Origin of the sequence: Haemophilus parainfluenzae, from assembly GCF_014931375.1 — a bacterium.
Taxonomy (GTDB): Bacteria; Pseudomonadota; Gammaproteobacteria; order Enterobacterales; family Pasteurellaceae; genus Haemophilus_D.
In genome coordinates this window covers 701,160-720,992 of record NZ_CP063117.1, presented here as the reverse complement: position 1 = coordinate 720,992, position 19,833 = coordinate 701,160, and the positions used below count along the sequence as shown (strand labels likewise).

At 40.5% G+C, this 19,833-nt stretch carries 19 protein-coding genes; 8 read left to right on the top strand and 11 right to left on the bottom strand.

What is annotated here, in order from left to right; all coding sequences use genetic code 11:
* Positions 1–110 precede the first annotated feature (110 nt).
* Complete coding sequence (ligA, locus tag INP95_RS03475; protein ID WP_197560907.1) at positions 111–2,120, bottom strand: NAD-dependent DNA ligase LigA; 2,010 nt, start codon at positions 2,118–2,120, stop codon at positions 111–113.
* 86 nt (positions 2,121–2,206) lie between these two features.
* A complete protein-coding gene (zipA, locus tag INP95_RS03470) occupies positions 2,207–3,241 on the bottom strand; it encodes a cell division protein ZipA (protein WP_197560906.1) in 1,035 nt (344 codons plus the stop codon).
* Positions 3,242–3,412: 171 nt separating this feature from the next.
* Between zipA and cysZ the strand changes: the two genes are divergently transcribed.
* The 5 genes from cysZ to INP95_RS03445 all read left to right on the top strand — a co-directional run bounded on the left by cysZ (position 3,413) and on the right by INP95_RS03445 (position 7,745).
* On the top strand, positions 3,413–4,258 hold the full coding sequence (gene cysZ, locus INP95_RS03465; RefSeq protein ID WP_197561030.1) for a sulfate transporter CysZ: 846 nt from the start codon (positions 3,413–3,415) through the stop codon (positions 4,256–4,258).
* Positions 4,259–4,358: 100 nt separating this feature from the next.
* Positions 4,359–5,309 (top strand): cysteine synthase A, encoded by a 951-nt coding sequence (gene cysK / locus INP95_RS03460; protein ID WP_005694743.1) that lies wholly within the window; start codon positions 4,359–4,361, stop codon positions 5,307–5,309.
* Positions 5,310–5,491: 182 nt separating this feature from the next.
* On the top strand, positions 5,492–6,265 hold the full coding sequence (locus INP95_RS03455; RefSeq protein WP_054420342.1) for an amino acid ABC transporter substrate-binding protein: 774 nt from the start codon (positions 5,492–5,494) through the stop codon (positions 6,263–6,265).
* A complete protein-coding gene (locus INP95_RS03450; RefSeq protein ID WP_197560905.1) occupies positions 6,249–6,965 on the top strand; it encodes an amino acid ABC transporter permease in 717 nt (238 codons plus the stop codon). The genes INP95_RS03455 and INP95_RS03450 overlap by 17 nt, the downstream gene beginning before the upstream one ends.
* Positions 6,966–6,974: 9 nt before the next feature.
* Positions 6,975–7,745 (top strand): amino acid ABC transporter ATP-binding protein, encoded by a 771-nt coding sequence (locus tag INP95_RS03445; protein ID WP_115179982.1) that lies wholly within the window; start codon positions 6,975–6,977, stop codon positions 7,743–7,745.
* Between the two features lie 70 nt (positions 7,746–7,815).
* On the opposite strand, the gene INP95_RS03440 is transcribed toward INP95_RS03445, so the two are convergent.
* On the bottom strand, positions 7,816–8,559 hold the full coding sequence (locus INP95_RS03440) for an MIP/aquaporin family protein (RefSeq protein ID WP_005697447.1): 744 nt from the start codon (positions 8,557–8,559) through the stop codon (positions 7,816–7,818).
* 372 nt (positions 8,560–8,931) lie between these two features.
* Between INP95_RS03440 and glpK the strand changes: the two genes are divergently transcribed.
* Positions 8,932–10,443 carry a glycerol kinase GlpK gene (gene glpK / locus INP95_RS03435; RefSeq protein ID WP_005694750.1) on the top strand — a complete coding sequence of 504 codons (1,512 nt, stop codon included), beginning with the start codon at positions 8,932–8,934 and terminating at the stop codon, positions 10,441–10,443.
* 73 nt (positions 10,444–10,516) lie between these two features.
* Here the strand turns inward: glpK and INP95_RS03430 are convergent, their stop codons facing one another.
* The 3 genes from INP95_RS03430 to INP95_RS03420 all read right to left on the bottom strand — a co-directional run bounded on the left by INP95_RS03430 (position 10,517) and on the right by INP95_RS03420 (position 14,036).
* Positions 10,517–11,020, bottom strand: a complete 504-nt coding sequence (locus INP95_RS03430) for a contact-dependent growth inhibition system immunity protein (RefSeq protein ID WP_005697455.1) — start codon at positions 11,018–11,020, stop codon at positions 10,517–10,519.
* A 217-nt stretch (positions 11,021–11,237) separates the two neighbouring features.
* Entirely contained in the window at positions 11,238–11,621 is a 384-nt protein-coding gene (locus INP95_RS03425; RefSeq protein WP_049362435.1) for a hypothetical protein, read from the bottom strand.
* 102 nt (positions 11,622–11,723) lie between these two features.
* Positions 11,724–14,036 carry a Tex family protein gene (locus INP95_RS03420; protein WP_197560904.1) on the bottom strand — a complete coding sequence of 771 codons (2,313 nt, stop codon included), beginning with the start codon at positions 14,034–14,036 and terminating at the stop codon, positions 11,724–11,726.
* A 106-nt stretch (positions 14,037–14,142) separates the two neighbouring features.
* Between INP95_RS03420 and greB the strand changes: the two genes are divergently transcribed.
* On the top strand, positions 14,143–14,619 hold the full coding sequence (gene greB / locus INP95_RS03415; RefSeq protein WP_049375836.1) for a transcription elongation factor GreB: 477 nt from the start codon (positions 14,143–14,145) through the stop codon (positions 14,617–14,619).
* A gap of 65 nt (positions 14,620–14,684) precedes the next feature.
* Here greB and deoD read toward each other — a convergent pair whose 3' ends face one another.
* The 5 genes from deoD to trpS all read right to left on the bottom strand — a co-directional run bounded on the left by deoD (position 14,685) and on the right by trpS (position 19,055).
* Positions 14,685–15,401: a purine-nucleoside phosphorylase gene (gene deoD / locus INP95_RS03410; protein WP_005697435.1), complete on the bottom strand. Its 717-nt coding sequence runs from the start codon at positions 15,399–15,401 to the stop codon at positions 14,685–14,687.
* Positions 15,402–15,529: 128 nt separating this feature from the next.
* Complete coding sequence (locus tag INP95_RS03405; protein WP_197560903.1) at positions 15,530–16,777, bottom strand: NupC/NupG family nucleoside CNT transporter; 1,248 nt, start codon at positions 16,775–16,777, stop codon at positions 15,530–15,532.
* Between the two features lie 106 nt (positions 16,778–16,883).
* Positions 16,884–17,672, bottom strand: a complete 789-nt coding sequence (locus tag INP95_RS03400; protein ID WP_197560902.1) for a 4Fe-4S cluster-binding domain-containing protein — start codon at positions 17,670–17,672, stop codon at positions 16,884–16,886.
* A gap of 32 nt (positions 17,673–17,704) precedes the next feature.
* Positions 17,705–17,995: a YfcZ/YiiS family protein gene (locus tag INP95_RS03395; protein WP_005697358.1), complete on the bottom strand. Its 291-nt coding sequence runs from the start codon at positions 17,993–17,995 to the stop codon at positions 17,705–17,707.
* Positions 17,996–18,050: 55 nt separating this feature from the next.
* Positions 18,051–19,055, bottom strand: coding sequence for a tryptophan--tRNA ligase (gene trpS, locus INP95_RS03390; RefSeq protein WP_049367590.1), 1,005 nt, complete (start codon positions 19,053–19,055; stop codon positions 18,051–18,053).
* Between the two features lie 140 nt (positions 19,056–19,195).
* Here trpS and hflD point away from each other — a divergent pair, with 140 nt between their 5' ends.
* Positions 19,196–19,819: a high frequency lysogenization protein HflD gene (gene hflD, locus INP95_RS03385; RefSeq protein ID WP_005694773.1), complete on the top strand. Its 624-nt coding sequence runs from the start codon at positions 19,196–19,198 to the stop codon at positions 19,817–19,819.
* Positions 19,820–19,833: the final 14 nt, after the last annotated feature.

The window sequence follows — 19,833 nt, the reverse complement described above, 5'->3', positions numbered from 1 at the left end:
AACCGCACTTAATCTTGAGATGAGATGAAGTGCGGTCAATTTAGAGCGTGTTTTTGAGATAAAAAATGGGGCGTAATTTTTACGCCCCATTTTGTTTTCTAACTGTTTAATTATGACTGCATTTCTGCAAGGAACTCTTCTTCCGTTAAAACAGCCACGCCTAATTCTTGCGCTTTTGTCAGTTTAGAACCCGCCGCATCTCCTGCAATCACGAAATCCGTTTTCGCTGAAACTGAGCCGCTCACTTTCGCGCCCATGTCTTGTAATAAGGCTTTAGCTTCATTACGGCCCATTTGAGTTAAGGTTCCGGTTAACACAACCGTTTTGCCTTTAAAACGATTTTCTGTGACTTCTTTAGTTTCCACGGTTTCCCAATGTACGCCTTGAGCGATCAAATCATTCACTACCGACACATTATGTGGTTCATGCCAAAACGCCAAAATACGATTTGCCACTACTTCGCCCACATCAGGCACTTGCTGTAAGGCTTCTAAATCTGCATTTTGCAACGCTTCTAGGGTTTTGAAATGATTGGCTAAATTCAATGCCGTTGCTTCACCCACTTCACGAATCCCTAAAGCAAAAATAAAACGTGCTAACGTCGTATTTTTCGCTTTTTCAAGGCTAGCCAATGCATTTTCAGCAGATTTTGCGCCCATTCTTTCCAAACGAGTCAGTGTGGTTAAATCTAACTTGAATAAATCGGCTGGCGTATGAATTAATTCACGATCCACCAACTGCTCGATTAATTTACCCCCTACGCCATCAATATCCATGGCCTTGCGAGAAACGAAATGTTTAAGCGCTTCTTTACGCTGTGCTGCGCAGAATAAACCACCCGTACAACGCGCTACCGCTTCGCCTTCAATACGAACAATGGCCGAATCACATACAGGACAAGTTTTAGGGAAAATGATCGGTCTCGCATCTGTTGGGCGACGGTCGTGTAATACGCCGATAATTTGTGGGATCACATCCCCCGCACGGCGAATCACTACCGTATCGCCAATAGCAATGTCCAAGCGTTCAATTTCATCACCATTATGCAATGTGGCGTTACTTACCGTTACCCCTGCCACAAATACCGGTTCTAATTTGGCAACAGGTGTAATTGCCCCCGTTCTGCCCACTTGGAATTCTACATCATTTAGGCGAGTTAATTCTTCTTGTGCAGGGAATTTATAAGCAATCGCCCAACGTGGCGCTTTTGAGATAAAACCTAATTTCTCTTGTAACGCAATATCATTGATTTTCAGCACGGTACCATCAATATCGTAGCCAAGAGCACTACGTTTATTTTGAATATCACGATAAAAATCCAACACTTCATCTGTGCCGTTACATAAACGGATTTCTGGGTTTACCGGAATCCCAATAGACTTCAACCATTGCAAACGATCATAATGCGTATTCGGCAAATCAACCCCTTCAGCAATACCAAGACCATAAGCATTCAATACCAATGGACGCTTACTCGTAATTTTTGGATCAAGCTGGCGCAACGAACCTGCGGCTGCATTACGTGGATTAGCAAAGGTTTTCTCGCCTTTTTCTAAAGCCTGTTGATTTAAACGCTCAAAGCCTTCATGTGGCATAAACACTTCGCCACGCACTTCTAAACGTGCAGGCGGATTATCCATTAAAAGCTGCAAGGGAATATTTCGAATTGTACGGATATTCACAGTAATATCTTCCCCTGTTGTCCCATCACCACGGGTTGCGGCTTGAGTCAGTACGCCATTTACATACAAAATACTCACGGCTAAACCATCTAATTTCGGCTCACAGCAGAAAGTGAGAGGTTCAGGCAAACGAATAAGACGATCTTCAATACGTTTTACGAATGCATAAAATTCCTCATCTGAGAAAGCATTATCCAAAGAGAGCATTGGAATTTCATGACGAATTTGTGCAAAGCCTGACAGCGGTTTTGCACCCACACGTTGAGTAGGTGAATCTGCCGTAATGAGTTCCGGATGGGCGGCTTCTAAGGCTTTAAGTTGATGAAATAAACGGTCATATTCTGCATCAGGAATGGTTGGGTTATCTAACACGTGATATTCATATTCATAACGACGAAGATCCTGACGTAATGTATCAATTTGTTGCTGAAGGCTCATAATGTTCTCTAACGGTTTACTCATTGAATTAAAATGGGCGAACCATCGATCGGCTCGCCCAAAGTGCGGTTATTTTTTAGTGCGTTTTATGCGATGCGAGATAAATAATCCTGCTCAGCTACATCATCAAAAATCTCTTGCTGATCAGTCAACACCACGCCACCTAAATCTTCTGCGATGGTTTTCGCTGCGCGAATCATCATACGTAAGTTAGCCAAATTATTACCTGGCGATGGTAGCTGCATGAAGAGTACCACGCCCATAGTTGAAAACTCGGCCATATTGTAATAATCAAACGTACCTGGCTGTTCAATGTTTGCCACGCTAAATAAAACCGGGCTTGCCACACTTAAATCAAAGTGGCGGTGATACATTTGACGCTCACCAAAAATGAATCCCAAGTTTTCTAAAGATTGAGATAATTGCGGACCATAGAATTCACGATTTTGATTTGAAATGACATAAAGTTGAACAAAGCCAGTGGTTTGTTTTGGTTTTTCCACTTCTACCGGTTCGTGATAGTTAAAATGTACGTTCTCATGAGTAGGTTCTTGAGTTGGATTTAATGACATCTCGGCTAACTGCTCACGCAATTCAGTCGAAGAAGAATTCACACCATCAAAATCATTGCTTTGAGCTTCTAACTCTTCGATTGTCATTTCTGCCAAACGTGGTTTCGGTTGTACATTCGTTTCAGGATAAACCACAGGTTCAGGCTGTGGCGCAGGAGCAGGTTGCGCCGTGTTCATCTCATAAACCGGCTGATTTGGTAAGGAGATTTTAATATCATCGACGCTTTTTTCTATTTGACGCGCATCCACTTGAGCACGTTGCTCATCAAAATTAAATTGCTGTTGGCTTGCTGCCTGTGGTGCCACTTTAGGTTGAACACTTTGTTGTACAGGCTGTGCCGCTTGAGCACGATGTGTTAAACGAATATCCGCATTAGGATCAGCAGCTTGCGAAAAAGGATTGACCTCACCGTTTTTAGAAGTGCGGTTAAATGTATTCGCGCTTTTAAAATATTTTGATTTCTCACGGCGATTTGACCATAATCCGTGTACCACTAAGGCAATTAAAGCAATTACCCCTAAAATAATCAAAATGGTATTTAAGTCCATTCTTGTTGCTCCTTAACGCAATGATTTTTTGCTAATCCTACCACATTTCCACAGGTGAAAAAATAGGAAAGCAAACAAGATATTAAAAGGGATGAGATGGAATTTTTCTCAAAAAATATTGTCTTTCTGTGACATTTTGTATTTTTTACTTTTCAATTTAAAGGAACAATGATGATCGATCAAAATGAAATAAAATCTGCTTTCAATCATTTCGTGATGGGTTGGCATTTCATTACGCAAAAAGGCCTCCGCCGTTTTGTGATTATGCCGATTTTACTTAACGTCGTCCTACTCACTGGCTTATTTTGGCTATTTGTTTCACAAATCTCCACGATGATCGACTGGGTGATGAGCTTTATTCCTGATTGGTTAAGCTTTTTAAGTGTGATTTTGCTCGTGCTGTCTATTGGCTCAATTCTCTTATTTTTCTATTTTGCCTTTACAACACTTTCAGGCTTTATTGCCGCACCGTTTAATGGATTGTTAGCAGAAAAAGTCGAAAAAATGCTGACTGGCGAAGCTGTTAATGATGATGGTTTTGCTGAAATTATGAAAGATGTGCCGCGTATGCTAAATCGTGAATGGCAAAAACTATGGTACAGCTTACCGAAATTCGTGGGCTTGTTCTTATTGAGTTTTATCCCAGTTATTGGACAAACCATTATTCCAGTACTAACCTTCCTATTTACTTGTTGGATGATGGCGATTCAGTACTGTGACTACCCGTTTGATAACCATAAAATTTCTTTTGGCATTATGAAAAATGCGTTAGGCGAAAGACGTTCTCAAAGCCTGATATTCGGGGCATTAATTACCCTTTGTACCGCATTGCCGATCGTGAACTTAGTAATTATTCCTGTGGCCGTCTGTGGTGCAACAGTAATGTGGGTCGAAAATTATCGCTCACAATTAAAATTTGATATGAATTTTGACCGCACTTCAGGTTCAACACAAATTGTGACACGTTCTACGAGTACAGAAATTAAGCCTTCAGGAAATAACATCGTGAATAAATAGCATTTAGTTATAAAATATAGCTATTAACTATTTTTTTTATATAAAAGCCGGTGTTATAACTACTGCATCAACTCATTCCAAAATATAAAAGGACAGTAAAATGACAATTTATGCAGATAACTCATACTCAATCGGTAATACTCCATTAGTTCGTTTAAAACACTTCGGACACAATGGTAACGTTGTCGTAAAAATTGAAGGTCGCAACCCAAGCTTTAGCGTGAAATGCCGTATTGGTGCCAATATGATTTGGCAAGCAGAAAAAGACGGCATTTTAACAGCGGGTAAAGAAATTGTAGATGCAACCAGCGGTAACACCGGTATTGCTTTAGCTTATGTAGCAGCAGCGCGCGGTTATAAAATCACCTTAACCATGCCTGAAACCATGAGTCTTGAACGTAAACGTTTATTACGTGGTTTAGGCGTGAATCTTGTGCTTACTGAAGGCTCAAAAGGGATGAAAGGTGCGATTGCCAAAGCTGAAGAAATTGTGGCGTCTAACCCAAATCATTATGTGATGCTAAAACAATTTGAAAACCCGGCTAACCCGGACATTCACCGTCAAACTACTGGTGAAGAAATCTGGAAAGATACTGAAGGTAAAGTTGATGTCGTAGTTGCCGGTGTGGGTACCGGTGGTACAATTACCGGTATTTCTCGTGCGATCAAGTTAGATCACGGTAAAAAAATTACCTCTGTAGCGGTTGAACCAACAGAATCACCTGTTATTAGCCAAACCCTTGCTGGTCAAGAAGTGAAACCAGGTCCACACAAAATTCAAGGTATCGGTGCGGGCTTCATTCCGAAAAACTTAGATTTATCATTAATTGATCGTGTGGAAACTGTAGATAGCGATACGGCAATTGCGACCGCTCGTCGCTTAATGGCTGAAGAAGGTATTCTTGCGGGTATTTCTTCAGGTGCTGCAGTGGCAGCGGCTGACCGCTTAGCAAAACTACCAGAATTCCAAGATAAATTAATTGTTGCGATCTTACCTTCTGCATCAGAACGTTATTTAAGTACGGCGTTATTTGAAGGTATTGAAGCTTAATCGATTGATTGAATTCATTTAATCTAAGGTCTGTTTTTACAGACCTTTTTTGTTTATTAATTAAACAAATTTTATTTGATATAACTAAAGGAAATAATTCATAAATAAATAATACTTTTCTTTTCTTTTTCGCTTCTTATAATTCATTTCACTTTCGTTATTTATCTAAAAAAGGAATACTTATGAAAAAATCATTTTTTAGCACCGCACTTTTAGCGGCAGGATTAGCCCTTTCTACTTTTGCTAACGCCGGTGAAATTGCTGATCGCGTTGAACAAACTAAAACCTTATTAGTTGGTACTGAGGGTACTTACGCACCATTTACTTTCCACGACAAAGATGGCAAGTTAACCGGTTTTGATGTGGAAATTATCGAAAAAGTGGCGCAAAAATTAGGTTGGAAAGTCGAATTTAAAGAAACCGCTTGGGACGGCATGTATGCAGGTTTGAACGCAAAACGCTTTGATGTTATTGCGAACCAAACCAATCCAAGCCCAGAACGTTTAAAAAAATATGATTACAGTGCACCTTATAACTACTCTGCTGGCGTAATCGTGACGAAAGCCGATAACGATAGCATTAAATCATTCCCTGATTTAAAAGGTAAAAAATCTGCACAATCTGCAACCAGTAACTGGAGTAAAGACGCTCGTGATAATGGTGCAATTATTGTGACCGTTGATAGCTTGGCGCAAAACCTTGAAGCAGTAAAACAAGGTCGTGTTGATGCAACTGTAAATGATAAACTCGCGGTGTTAGATTACTTCAAAAAACAACCTAATGCAGGCTTAAAAATTGCTGTAGAAAGTGATAAAAAAATCCCAACTGGTTTTGCTTTCTTGAAAGGTGAAGAACCGCTTATTGCAAAAGTGAACCAAGCACTTGAAGAACTACGCAAAGACGGAACTTTAAAACAAATTTCAATCAAATGGTTTGGCGATGACATTACTCAATAATTGGTTAGCCAGCCTTCCATTTATGACCACAGAACGAGCTGATTATGTAATCAGCTCGTTTTGGCCTATGATGGAAGGGGCAATTTTATATACGATTCCCCTGGCGGTCATTTCCTTCTTTTGTGGTTTATTCATTGCGGTTATCGTGGCTGTGATTTGCACATTACCGCATCCCAATTTAATGACCAAAATTCTGCAGGGCATTTGTCGCACTTATATTTCAATTATTCGTGGCACCCCAATGTTGGTGCAGATCTTCATTATTTTCTATGGTTTACCTGAGGTTGGTATCAAGCTAGAACCTTTTCCAACCGCAATTATTGCGTTCTCCATTAACATTGGTGCTTATGCAGCAGAAACGGTGAGGGCCTCCGTTCTTGCGATTCCTAAAGGTCAATGGGAAGCCTCTTATGCGATAGGCATGAATTACACACAAGCTTTCGTGCGTACCATTATGCCGCAAGCGTTACGTATTTCCGTCCCTTCGCTATCAAATACGTTTATTAGCACAGTGAAAGATACATCCCTTGCTTCACTCGTTTGGATTGCGGAATTATTTCGTGTGGCGCAAAACATCACAGCTGAAAACTACGAATTTATTTTAATTTATAGTGAAGCGGCTCTCATTTATTGGGTTTTCTGTTTTGTGCTGTCGATGGGACAAACCCGTTTAGAAAAACGCCTTTCTCGCCATTTATAAGGACTGGTTATGTTAAAAGTCACGAATATTCAGAAAAGTTTTAATGGCCACCATGTATTAAAAGGCATTGATTTTGAAATTAATAAAGGTGAAGTGGTTGCCATTCTGGGTCCATCAGGTTCAGGCAAAACGACTTTTTTACGCTGTTTAAATTTGCTCGAACGCCCAGAAAAAGGGGTATTAGCATTTACTGATGGAAGCTTAACTATTGATTTCAGCAAGAAGATCAGCAAATCCGATGAACTAAAATTGCGTCGTCGTTCTTCAATGGTATTCCAACAATACAATCTATTTCCCCATCGCACAGCTCTCGAAAATGTGATGGAAGGCATGGTAGTTGTGCAAAAACAAGCGAAAGAGATTGCACGTGAAAAAGCCTTAGCATTATTGGAAAAAGTTGGTTTAAAAGCGAAAGCGGATTTATATCCCTCTCAACTTTCTGGTGGTCAACAGCAACGTGTCGGGATCGCCCGTGCTTTAGCCGTTAAACCCGATATTATCTTGTTAGATGAGCCTACTTCTGCTCTTGACCCTGAACTCGTCGGTGAAGTGTTACAAGCGCTCAAAATGCTCGCGCAAGAAGGTTGGACAATGATTATCGTCACTCATGAATTGAATTTTGCCAAAGATGTGGCAGATCGCGTGATTCTCATGGAAAATGGTCAGGTAGTTGAACAAAATACCGCGGCTGAATTCTTCAGTCATCCACAGCAAGAACGCACCAAACAATTCTTATTGCAAGCTAAAATGCCAATGGAATTCGAAGATTATTGTATTTAATCCCTCCTAAATATAAAAAGAGCGGTCAAAAAACATCATGAATTTTGACCGCTCTTTCTATTTGAATAAATTACATAATCGCATTATAGAATACTGCTGCTAAAGCCGCACCGATAAATGGCCCTACAACCGGCACCCAACTGTATCCCCAGTCAGCTTTAGTTTTTAATGTACCACCCAGGAAAAGACCTAAGGTTAAGCGCGGACCAAGATCTCGAGCTGGATTGATCGCATAACCGGTTGTGCCACCTAAGCTCAAACCAATTGCCCAAACTAAAATCGCTACTGGTAATGCTCCGATAGAACCTAAACCAATTGGCGTGCTTTCTGCCGTGCCTGGTAAAGTGATGTTTGCTCCCGCAAGATAGAAAATCACGAAAACAAGCACGAAGGTACCAACGATTTCATTTACTAAGTTGATTGGATAGTTACGAATTGCTGGTTCAGTACAGAAACAAGCGCGTTTTAAACCCTCTTCTTCGGTCGCTGCAAAGTGATCTTTATACATAATATAAACCAACAACGCACCTACCATGCCCCCCACAACTTGTGCCGCGATGTAGCCTGGTACCAGTTCCCAAGCAAATGCACCCTTCATTGCCACACCAAGTGTTACCGCTGGATTTAAGTGCGCCCCACTGTAAGGACCTGTCACAACGACGGCCACATACACTGCAAATGCCCACGCGGTAGTAATCACAATCCAACCAGAACTTTGCCCTTTCGTTTTATTTAAACATACGTTGGCTACCACACCGTTACCTAACAGGATTAAGAGCGCTGTGCCAAAAAATTCTGCAAAATAGGCATTCATAAGAGAATCTCCAAATAATGATTAACTTAATGATTTCATTAAAGAAATCTTGCTTTGCAATTCGTTTCGTTGTTTGATCAAATATTGAGATACTCAAAGTGAGTGGCGCCATTATCTAGTTTTTACCAATTAATTCAATAGATGAAACCGATCTATTTTCTAAAAATGAGAGAGCGATCACATTATTTTGTGCGTTAACACAATTGTTTACATTTTTTCGGGGAGAAATCTGTGACACCTATCACAAAACCCAACATTGCTTGTTCCAATTAGGTTCGAATTCAATTAAGTTAGGTTCGCAATTTGTTCGTTTAAGCTCAAAATTTCTTCATTCATTTAATGAGAGTGTCAAGCACTCTAAGGAATAGCACCATGACAGACAAAAAATACATCATCGCTTTGGACCAAGGTACCACAAGCTCTCGTGCAGTATTATTAGATCACAATGCGAATGTTGTCGAAATCGCCCAACGTGAATTTACACAAATTTATCCACGCGCAGGCTGGGTGGAACATAATCCAATGGAAATTTGGGCAACACAAAGTTCAACATTAAACGAAGTGGTTGCAAAAGCAGGCATTACCTCAGATGAAATCGCGGCAATTGGTATTACTAACCAACGTGAAACCACCATTGTGTGGGAAAAAGCAACCGGCACACCGGTTTATAATGCGATTGTGTGGCAATGTCGTCGTACCGCAGATATTACAGACAAACTTAAAGCGGATGGTCACGAAGAATATATCCGCAACACCACTGGGTTAGTGGTAGACCCATACTTCTCCGGTACAAAAGTGAAATGGATTTTGGACAATGTAGAAGGTGCACGCGAAAAAGCGGAACGCGGTGAGCTTCTATTTGGTACCGTAGATACCTGGCTTGTATGGAAATTAACCCAAGGCCGTGTTCACGTAACGGATTACACTAACGCATCCCGTACCATGTTATTTAACATCCATACGAAAAAATGGGATGACAAAATGTTGGAATTATTAAATATTCCACGCTCTATGTTGCCTGAAGTACGCAATTCTTCCGAAGTGTATGGCCAAACCAATATCGGGGGTAAAGGCGGTGTACGTATTCCAGTTGCGGGCATCGCGGGTGACCAACAAGCAGCACTTTACGGCCATCTATGTACACGCGCAGGCCAAGCAAAAAATACCTATGGTACAGGCTGCTTTATGTTGCTTCACACCGGTGATAAAGCTATTACCTCTAAAAATGGTCTATTAACCACCATCGCGTGTAACGCTAAAGGCGAACCAGAATACGCGCTTGAAGGTTCGGTATTTATCGCTGGTGCTTCAATCCAATGGTTACGTGATGAACTCAAAATCGTACATGACAGCCATGACTCCGAATACTTCGCACAAAAAGTTCCTGACAGCAACGGGGTATATGTCGTACCAGCCTTCACTGGTTTAGGCGCACCATATTGGGATCCGTATGCACGCGGTGCAATTTTCGGTCTTTCTCGTGGTTCTAACCGTAACCATATTGTACGCGCAACCCTTGAATCCATTGCTTACCAAACCCGTGATGTGTTAGAAGCAATGCAATCTGACTCAGGTCAACGCTTACAATATTTACGTGTCGATGGTGGCGCAACCAACAACAATTTCTTAATGCAATTCCAAGCGGATATTTTAGATGTGAATGTTGAGCGTCCAGTAGTGAAAGAAGTAACCGCACTTGGTGCCGCTTACCTTGCAGGTCTTGCCGTTGGTTTCTGGAAAGATTTAGATGAGCTTCACGACAAAGCACGTGTAGAACGTACTTTTACTCCAGATAATGACGAAGAAAAACGTGAACGTCGTTATAAAGGTTGGAAAAAAGCGGTGAAACGCTCATTAGAGTGGGCAAAAGAAGACGCGGAATAATTCTTCCTTCTAATAATAAGTGCGGTCAAAATCACTTGTGTTTTTGACCGCACTTTTATTTTGAGGAAATATATTACCGATAAATACTCGTACAATACGTCAGGGCTTGTCTTATGGCTTTCCCTAATTCTTCATCCGAAATACTCTTATCATATTTAAATTCTAATGGTGAATTGTCAGGAAGTGAAATTCCTGAGTACCCACCAAGAGAATCCTGGTGAAGTGGCGCTATAATTATAAAACTAGCGTCCTGTTCTAAAGATAAAAAAGACATATCCTTATAGATCGATTTTTTATTTTTATATCCATAGCGTTTTTTCATCTCTTCTTCGAGATTTTTTTGTAGTCCTTTCATTTTTTCAGAATTAAAGATAGCCTGAAACTCTTCGAACGAAATTTCTTTACTTTCATTAAGCTTTTCTTTAATTAACCTTCCTAGATCTAAATCAGAAATATCAACTTCATTAAAAATAAAATCTTGATCTGGATCTGTTATCGCAATCATTCCTCTAATAAAAGAGGTAACCAATAAGAAATCTTTATTAATTCTGACAAAAGCAGCTTTAGGTTTAGTCATATTAATTTACCTTAGTAACAATAATATTAGTTCCTTTAGATCTAGTATACATTAAACAATTACCTAATTTACCACTTTGACTTGTTATGCTATCTATAGTGATATTTCTACAGAAAAATGAATGTGAAATTATAAGGTTTACTTAGAATAATCATCTTTGGAAACAAAAGTGCGGTCAAAATTTCTTATGTTTTTGACCGCACTTTTATTTTATCAATCAACTATACTGCTGCCGATACTTCTCTAAATTATCTTGAAAATGCTGAATGTAGTATTCGATATCTTTTTCTGGGTAGCCAAGAATTCGGCCGATTTCACGTTCCACTTTGGGATCAAAACCATTCACAGTGCTTGCAGGAAGTAGCACTTCCATTTGTTCAGCGAGTGCAAGAGATTGAGGTAAATAGACAATAAAATCGGTTAAGCAAACATCATTTACATGACGTTGCACTGTTTTTGAATGAAGCATTCCTAGCTCAAGATAAGGGAGAAAGGCGTCAGGAATGCCGAGTTCCTGATTGAATAATGCCACTTGCTTTTCGCCCCTTAACATTAATTCCAGCTCCTTGCCTTCATGCGGCCCAAGAATACCTTTTTCCATAAGAATATTCCTTTCGTTGAAATAAAAAAGGGGATTGGATGATTGACCAGATCCCCTTCATTGTACGCCTATTTGGCCACAATGTTCATCTAAATGACGAAATTATTTTTTCCAATTTTTCAACGCATCGGCAAAGGCATTACCCATTGCACTATTTCCTCTAGGATTACGATCTTGGCGAGGTGCATTACTTCTTGGTTTTGCACTTAAAGTGCGGTCAGATTTGCCGTCATTTTTGACCGCACTTTCATCTAATCGCATCGTCAACGCAATACGTTTACGCGGCACATCTACTTCTAATACTTTCACTTTCACGATATCGCCGGTTTTCACCACTTGATGTGGATCTTCAACGAATTTATCGCTTAATGATGAAATGTGTACTAAACCGTCTTGGTGAACACCAATATCCACAAATGCACCGAAGTTAGTCACATTGGTGACGGTACCTTCTAAAATCATACCTGGTTTTAAATCAGTGATTTCTTCCACGCCTTCTGCGAATACGGCAGTTTTAAACTCACCACGCGGATCGCGCCCCGGTTTTTCTAGTTCTTTGAAAATATCTTGAACCGTTGGTAAACCAAATTGCTCATCAATGAATTGTTTTGCATCAAGCTGACGTACCACTCCCGCATTGCCCATTAAATCTTGGATAGATTGTGCTGTCGCTTGCAAGATTTTTTCGACCACAGGATAAGCTTCTGGGTGAACACCCGAAGCATCAAGTGGATTTTTCCCACCTGCAATACGCATAAAGCCTGCACATTGCTCAAAGGCTTTTGGCCCTAAACGAGGCACTTTTTTCAATTCTGCACGGCTTTCAAAACGACCATTTTCATCACGATATTCCACAATGTTTTGCGCTAAAGTTTTCGTCATCCCTGCCACGCGAGCAAGCAATGGCGCGGATGCTGTATTCAAATCCACACCCACCGCGTTTACACAGTCTTCCACCACCGCATCGAGTTTACGCGCAAGTTGGGTTTGATTTACATCATGTTGATATTGCCCTACACCAATGGCTTTCGGTTCGATTTTCACTAATTCCGCCAATGGATCTTGTAAACGACGGGCGATAGATACTGCACCACGTAAAGAGACATCTAAATTCGGGAATTCATTTGCCGCAAATTCAGAGGCGGAATAAACGGATGCGCCCGCTTCACTCACCACAACGGTTTGAGGTTTATTTTCTTTGATTTCTTTAATCACTTCTTTCGCAAAACGTTCGGTTTCACGAGAAGCGGTACCGTTACCAATGGCAATTAACTCTACGTTGTGTTTGCGGATCAAGCTGAAAATCGCCACTTGCGCTTCGGCTTCACGACCCGTGTGTGGATAAATGGTGGTGGTATCTAATAATTTACCTGTGTTATCTACTACGGCGACTTTAACCCCTGTACGTAAGCCAGGGTCCAAGCCCATGGTACTTTTCGCGCCAGCAGGTGCAGCCATTAAAAGTGCGGTCAGATTTCGGGCAAAAACATCAATGGCCTCTTCTTCCGCTTTTTCACGTAAACTTGCCATTAATTCCGTTTCTAAATGCAACGAAACTTTGATTTTCCATGTCCACGCAATCACTTGCTCACGCCATTTATCTGCAGGCTGCCCCGTGAAACGGACATCTAAATAATCACGAATAATTTCTTCACAATAACTTTGACGACTTCCCTCTTCTGCCTCAGGATCCGCATTTAAGCTTAATTGTAAAATGCCCTCATTACGTCCACGGAACATGGCTAATGCACGGTGAGAAGGCACATTTTTCAATAATTCTTGGTGATCGAAATAATCTTGGAATTTTGCGCCTTCTGTTTCTTTGCCTTCTATCACTTTAGATACGATAACGGCATTTTTCGCTAAATAATCACGGACTTTCGCTAATAAACCCGCATCTTCAGCAAAACGCTCCATTAAAATATAGCGAGCGCCATCAAGCGCGACTTTAGTATCTGTTACGCCTTTATCATCATTCACAAATTCAGCTGCGGCCGTTTCAGGATCATTCTTCGGCTCGTTCCAAAGTAAATCAGCCAATGGCTCAAGACCGGCTTCAATCGCAATTTGCCCTTTCGTACGACGTTTAGGTTTGTATGGCAAATACAAATCTTCTAATTCGGTTTTGCTTTGTGTTGCATGGATTTTGTCACGTAATTCATCGGTCAATTTCCCTTGCTCTTCAATAGATTTCAAAATGGTTTGACGACGATCTTCTAATTCACGTAAATAAATTAAACGAGTTTCAAAATGACGAAGTTGAGTGTCATCCAAGCCACCTGTGGCTTCTTTACGATAACGGGCGATAAATGGAATGGTGTTGCCATCATCTAATAATTGAATAGCGGCGAGGATTTGTTGGGGTTGAACGGTTAATTCTGCCGCAATAATTTGGCTAATTTGTTGATTTAACATTGTCATACTTCTTTGTTATTAAAGGATTCGATAAAAACGGGAATAGAATACTGGTTTTAGACAACAGGCTCAAATATAATTCAAAAAAATTTCTTTTATTTTTATCATGGCAAAATCAAATTACATTACCCGTCAAGGCTGGCTTGCGCTTGACCAAGAACTTAAATTTTTGTGGAAAGAAGAACGTCCTAAAGTTACCCAAGCGGTTTCAGATGCTGCTGCGCTTGGTGACCGCAGTGAAAACGCAGAATATATTTACGGTAAACGTCGTTTACGTGAAATTGATCGCCGTGTGCGTTTCCTTTCCAAACGCTTAGAAGTGTTACAAATCGTGGATTACCACCCGAAACAAGAAGGCAAAGTGTTTTTCGGTGCCTGGGTTGAGCTAGAAGATGAAGAAGGTGAAGTGAAGCAATACCGCATTGTCGGCTGCGATGAATTCGATCCCGCTAAAAACTGGATTTCCATTGATTCTCCCGTCGCACGTGCCTTAATCGGAAAAGGCGTTGATGATGAAATTCATGTGGAAACCCCCTCAGGCAAAGTGGTGCTCTATGTGAACCGAATTTGGTATGAAAAATAGCGAAGTAGAAAAACAAAAGAGCGGTCAAAATTGACCGCTCTTTTTTATTCTATCAATCGGATAAATTATGCTTTATCACCAATTAATACAGACTCTAACGCAATTTCAATCATATCATTGAAGGTTAATTGGCGTTCTTCTGCTGTAGTTTGTTCGTGTGTACGAATATGGTCTGAAACGGTACAGATACAAAGTGCTTTTGCACCATATTCTGCTGCTACGCCATAGATACCAGCCGCTTCCATTTCTACGCCTAAGATGCCGTATTTTTCCATCACATCAAACATTTCGAAATCTGGCGTGTAGAATAGGTCTGCAGAGAAAAGATTCCCTACGCGAACTTGCTTACCTTTTTCTTTCGCAGCTTGAACCGCTGCTTGTGCCATATCAAAATCAGCAATTGCAGCAAAATCGTTATCTTTGAAACGGATACGGTTTACTTTTGAATCAGTACATGCTCCAAGGCCGATGATAACATCACGTACTTTAACGTCCATACGTACGGCACCACAAGAACCAACACGGATGATTTTTTTCACGCCGTATTCAGTAATTAATTCTTTCGCATAAATTGAGCAAGATGGGATACCCATACCGTGACCCATAACAGAGATACGACGACCTTTATAAGTACCGGTATAACCCAACATATTGCGAACGTTAGTCACTTCTTTCGCATCTTCTAAGAATGTTTCAGCAATATATTTTGCACGAAGCGGATCGCCTGGCATTAACACAACATCTGCAAATGCGCCTTCAGGAGCGTTAATATGTGGAGTCATTGTTTTTTCCTCTTGTTGATAAATAAAAAGTCATTTAAGCAAACGTTTTCGCTTGCTTTAAAGTACAACACCACGAATGATTCGTGGTGTTGAGAGATAAAGTGCGGTCAAAATTCACCACATTTTAATTACATTGCTACGCCGCTTAACTCGATGAATAAACCTGCGATAGTCGCACTCATTAAGTTAGCTAATGTACCCGCTACAACTGCTTTTAAACCTAAGCGCGCAACATCACCACGACGATTTGGTGCCATACCACCGATACCACCGATTAAGATTGCGATAGAGCTGAAGTTAGCAAAACCACATAATGCGAAAGTAATGATGGCTTTAGTTTTTTCACTTAATACAACTGCTGTATCTGGTTGTAAGTATTTCGCGAACTCTAAGTAACCCACGAATTCATTTACGGCTAATTTCATACCAATCATTTGACCCGCGATTGCAGATTCATCCCAAGATACACCAATTAAGTACGCTAATGGTTTGAAGATCCAACCAAAGATTGATTGTAATGTTAAATCACCGTAACCGAACCAGCCGCCTACACCACCTAAAATACCATTAACTAAAGCAATTAAACCCACGAACGCGATTAACATCGCACCTACGTTTAACGCTAATTGCATACCGGCACTAGCACCACCCGCCATGGCCTCAAGCACGTTGGTTGGTTTTTCGCTATCATCCGTTTCAGGTTGTTTATCGTTAAATTGTTCAGTTTGTGGGAATAAAATTTTCGCAAATAATAAACCTGCTGGTGCAGCCATGAAAGATGCTGCGATTAAGTAAGTCAACGGCACGCCCATTCCTGCATAACCTGCCATGACTGAGCCCGCGATAGAAGCTGTACCACCCGCCATAATAGCGAACAATTCAGATTGGGTCATATTTTTAATGTAAGGACGAACCACTAAAGGTGCTTCAGTTTGACCAACGAAGATATTCGCTGCTGCAGACATTGATTCTGCTTTAGATGTACCTAACGCCGCTTGCAATGCACCACCAATCACTTTGATGACAACTTGCATAATGCCTAAGTAATAAAGCACAGAAATTAAACCAGAGAAAAAGACGATGATTGGTAACACTTTCACCGCAAAGATAAAGCCGGCATTTGAAGGATCTGCTAAGCCACCAAAGACGAAGTTAATCCCTTCATTACCATAAGCGATAACATTTGATACACCATTTGCTGTCGCTTGTAATGCATCACGACCAAACGGCACATACAAAATAAGGGCCGCAAATCCGATTTGGATCGCCAAAGCCCCTAATACAGTACGTAAATTAATCGCCTTACGATTATTTGAAAATAATACGGCAATGACCAGTAATACGACAATGCCTAAAACGCTACCTAAAATACCCATTTTTTTCCCCTAGGTTGGTTAGATAAGTAAGTGAATAAAATTGTCCTATTCTACTTGTTTTTCGGGAAAAAGTCGGAATATTTTTGCTACTTTTCGGTATGTTTGCTTATAAAATGGCCACAATTTTGGTCAGACCACAAGATTTCGCATAGTTTTCAAGTGCTTGGGTCTGTTCAACAGTTGGGACATAAGGGGTGAGCCCTTCGGCATCTCGTGCACCTTTTGTGTGCATTCGGATAATTTTGAACAACACATCTGGATAGTCGTTCAATAAGGCAGCGACCTGTTCCACCAACTTTTCAGCATCAAAAAAATTTGCCACATAAACTAACCGCACTTCTTCCACTTTATTTAATGGTAATAATTGCGCCAAGTTCTTCAAATTGCGATCTAAGTTTTCTTGCTTAATATGTTGATGAGTGGGGATGATATTTTTCGGGACAATGCCTTGGCGATTTTGTCTATCAAAGCACAAACTCTGTAAGCCAAGTCCTTCTCCTTTCAAATCAAAGAGAAATTTGTCTGTAACCTCAATTAAAGGACGAATTACTTCAAATTCAAAGAAACCACTACTATCCAAATAGCAAGTTAGCCCTTCCTCACGTAGCTTTTGAAACAATGGAGCAAGCTTTTTATGATGAATGGTGGGTTCTCCACCTGAAACGGTTACGCCACGAATGAAAGGTACTGCATCCATTACTTGCTCATACAAATACTGCAGGCTGACTTGATGAGCGCCTTCTGCATAACGAGGAATGGTTTCTGGATTATGGCAATAAAGGCAGTTTAACTTACAACCTTGTAAGAAAATACTGGTACGATTCCCCTGCCCTTCTACATTAGAAAAAGGAATAATACGATGCAGGGGAACATAAATATCAGAAAGTGCGGTCACAAAAAACGCTATTTTCTAAAGTAAGTTATCACTTACACAAGCTTCATTTGGAAAATCACTAATTCCGCTTGGCAGCAGAATGTGAAAACCGCTTTAAGTACATATCCCTCTTCAACCTGTTGAATTTCAGATTGAATTTGACAAGGTTCACTTTCTACATCACGTGCTTTTAATGTGAAATATTCCAATGCGCCTTCTGCATCTTGACGAGTCGCGTAAAACTGTTCGATAGGTAAACTACAATCACTGTTATCAAACAATGATTTCATATCGAAAGTATTACAGCCTACACATTCAATTGGTTTTTCAGTTTGAATGGCCATCTTTTTCTCCTTATCTAAAAAAGCCGTGATATAACACGGCTTATTAAGTTTAAAATTATTTTGCAGCAACAAAGCCGACGGCTTCGTACACTTTGGCAAGAGTTTCTTTCGCTCTTGCGCGGGCTTTTTCTGCACCTTGACGTAAAATCTCGTCTAAAAGTGCTTCATCGTTACGATATTGATAGAAACGTTCTTGTAAACCCGCAAGTAAGTTTGACACTTCGTCAGCCACCGCTGTTTTTAAGTGACCGTACATTTTACCTTCAAATTCTTTTTCAAGATCTGCCACAGATTTATCCGTCACTGCAGAAAGGATATCTAATAAGTTAGACACGCCCGCTTTGTTTTTCACGTCATAACGTACAACAGGCGGTTCATCCGAGTCAGTTACCGCGCGTTTGATTTTTTTCGCCACCGATTTTGGATCTTCAAGCAAGGTCACCACGTTATTACGGTTATCATCAGATTTAGACATTTTTTTATCAGGATCTTGCAAAGACATAATACGCGCACCGGCTTTGCCTAAGAAGATTTCAGGAATAGTGAAAATATCACCATAAAGCGCATTAAAACGAGCGGCAATATCACGGGTAATTTCTAAATGTTGTTTTTGGTCATCCCCTACTGGCACGCTTTTCGCTTGATAAAGTAAGATATCTGCTGCCATTAAAACCGGATAATCAAATAAACCCACGTTAATATTTTCGGCATAACGTGCTGATTTATCTTTAAATTGAGTCATACGGCTCATTTCACCAAAATAGGTGTAGCAGTTTAATACCCAGCTTAATTGAGTATGTTCTGGTACATGAGATTGCACGAAGATCGTGCTTTTATTCGGATCAATGCCACAAGCCAAGTAAAGGGCGAGCACATCAAGGGTGGCTTTGCGAAGTGCTACAGGATCTTGACGTACCGTGATGGCATGTAAATCCACCACACAGAAAATACACTCATAATCTTCTTGCATTTTCACCCAGTTGCGAAGTGCACCTAAATAATTCCCGATAGTTAATTCGCCGGAAGGCTGCACGCCACTGAATACAATTGGTTTTGTCATTGGTTATCCTTTTATTCTGTAAACTGAATTGGCGCTATGATAACAAAAGATAGGGCGTTTTTTAATGATTGAGTTCAAAACAATGTGTAAAAATGCTATATTACGCCAAAAATTTCTGCAGCTCACAATTTATAATCCCAATGAAAAATTATAATGATATGGCTCTGGCACTTGCCGGTGTTTGTCAATCAGTCTTATTAATCAGTCAATTAGCACAAAAAGGCGAAGTTGATAACCAAGATGCATTTCAAACCACCATTCATTCTCTTCTCATTACTCAACCCGAAGATACATTAGCCGTATTTGGCGGTGATGTTCAACATCTTAAAGTGGGATTAAACACACTTATCGAGCAACTCACCCAATTAAACGATAAAAATTTATTAAATTATTGGGGCAGCTTGTTAGCGTTAGAGAGCAAATTAAACAAACAACCTGAAATCAAACAAGAACTTGGCCGCCGTATTGCTCGCTTACCGGAACAACTTGCTTATCACGACAATCAATTTGATGATGAGATGTTTTCTATCATGGCAAACATTTACGTCGATACGATTAGCCCTTTAGGCAAACGCATCCACATTATTGGTTCGGCATATCATTTACAGCAACAAAGCGTACAAGACAAAATTCGTGCGTGTTTACTTGCCGGCATTCGTTCTGCCGTTTTGTGGCGTCAAGTCGGCGGCAGCAAATGGCAACTGTTATTTCATCGTAAAAAATTAGTGCAAGCGGCACGACAACTCTACTTAACTTTAAATTAATCCTTGGAGAACTC

Excerpts from the sequence above, each read along its gene's own strand:
- INP95_RS03440 (WP_005697447.1), bottom strand. The coding sequence starts at position 8,559 with ATGAATGCCTATTTTGCAGAATTTTTTGGCACAGCGCTCTTAATCCTG.
- INP95_RS03450 (WP_197560905.1), top strand. The coding sequence starts at position 6,249 with ATGACATTACTCAATAATTGGTTAGCCAGCCTTCCATTTATGACCACA.
- greB (WP_049375836.1), top strand. The coding sequence starts at position 14,143 with ATGGCAAAATCAAATTACATTACCCGTCAAGGCTGGCTTGCGCTTGAC.
- glpK (WP_005694750.1), top strand. The coding sequence starts at position 8,932 with ATGACAGACAAAAAATACATCATCGCTTTGGACCAAGGTACCACAAGC.
- deoD (WP_005697435.1), bottom strand. The coding sequence starts at position 15,401 with ATGACTCCACATATTAACGCTCCTGAAGGCGCATTTGCAGATGTTGTG.
- INP95_RS03425 (WP_049362435.1), bottom strand. The coding sequence starts at position 11,621 with ATGGAAAAAGGTATTCTTGGGCCGCATGAAGGCAAGGAGCTGGAATTA.
- hflD (WP_005694773.1), top strand. The coding sequence starts at position 19,196 with ATGAAAAATTATAATGATATGGCTCTGGCACTTGCCGGTGTTTGTCAA.
- INP95_RS03405 (WP_197560903.1), bottom strand. The coding sequence starts at position 16,777 with ATGGGTATTTTAGGTAGCGTTTTAGGCATTGTCGTATTACTGGTCATT.
- INP95_RS03445 (WP_115179982.1), top strand. The coding sequence starts at position 6,975 with ATGTTAAAAGTCACGAATATTCAGAAAAGTTTTAATGGCCACCATGTA.
- zipA (WP_197560906.1), bottom strand. The coding sequence starts at position 3,241 with ATGGACTTAAATACCATTTTGATTATTTTAGGGGTAATTGCTTTAATT.
- INP95_RS03430 (WP_005697455.1), bottom strand. The coding sequence starts at position 11,020 with ATGACTAAACCTAAAGCTGCTTTTGTCAGAATTAATAAAGATTTCTTA.
- INP95_RS03455 (WP_054420342.1), top strand. The coding sequence starts at position 5,492 with ATGAAAAAATCATTTTTTAGCACCGCACTTTTAGCGGCAGGATTAGCC.
- cysZ (WP_197561030.1), top strand. The coding sequence starts at position 3,413 with ATGATCGATCAAAATGAAATAAAATCTGCTTTCAATCATTTCGTGATG.
- trpS (WP_049367590.1), bottom strand. The coding sequence starts at position 19,055 with ATGACAAAACCAATTGTATTCAGTGGCGTGCAGCCTTCCGGCGAATTA.
- ligA (WP_197560907.1), bottom strand. The coding sequence starts at position 2,120 with ATGAGCCTTCAGCAACAAATTGATACATTACGTCAGGATCTTCGTCGT.
- INP95_RS03395 (WP_005697358.1), bottom strand. The coding sequence starts at position 17,995 with ATGGCCATTCAAACTGAAAAACCAATTGAATGTGTAGGCTGTAATACT.
- cysK (WP_005694743.1), top strand. The coding sequence starts at position 4,359 with ATGACAATTTATGCAGATAACTCATACTCAATCGGTAATACTCCATTA.
- INP95_RS03420 (WP_197560904.1), bottom strand. The coding sequence starts at position 14,036 with ATGTTAAATCAACAAATTAGCCAAATTATTGCGGCAGAATTAACCGTT.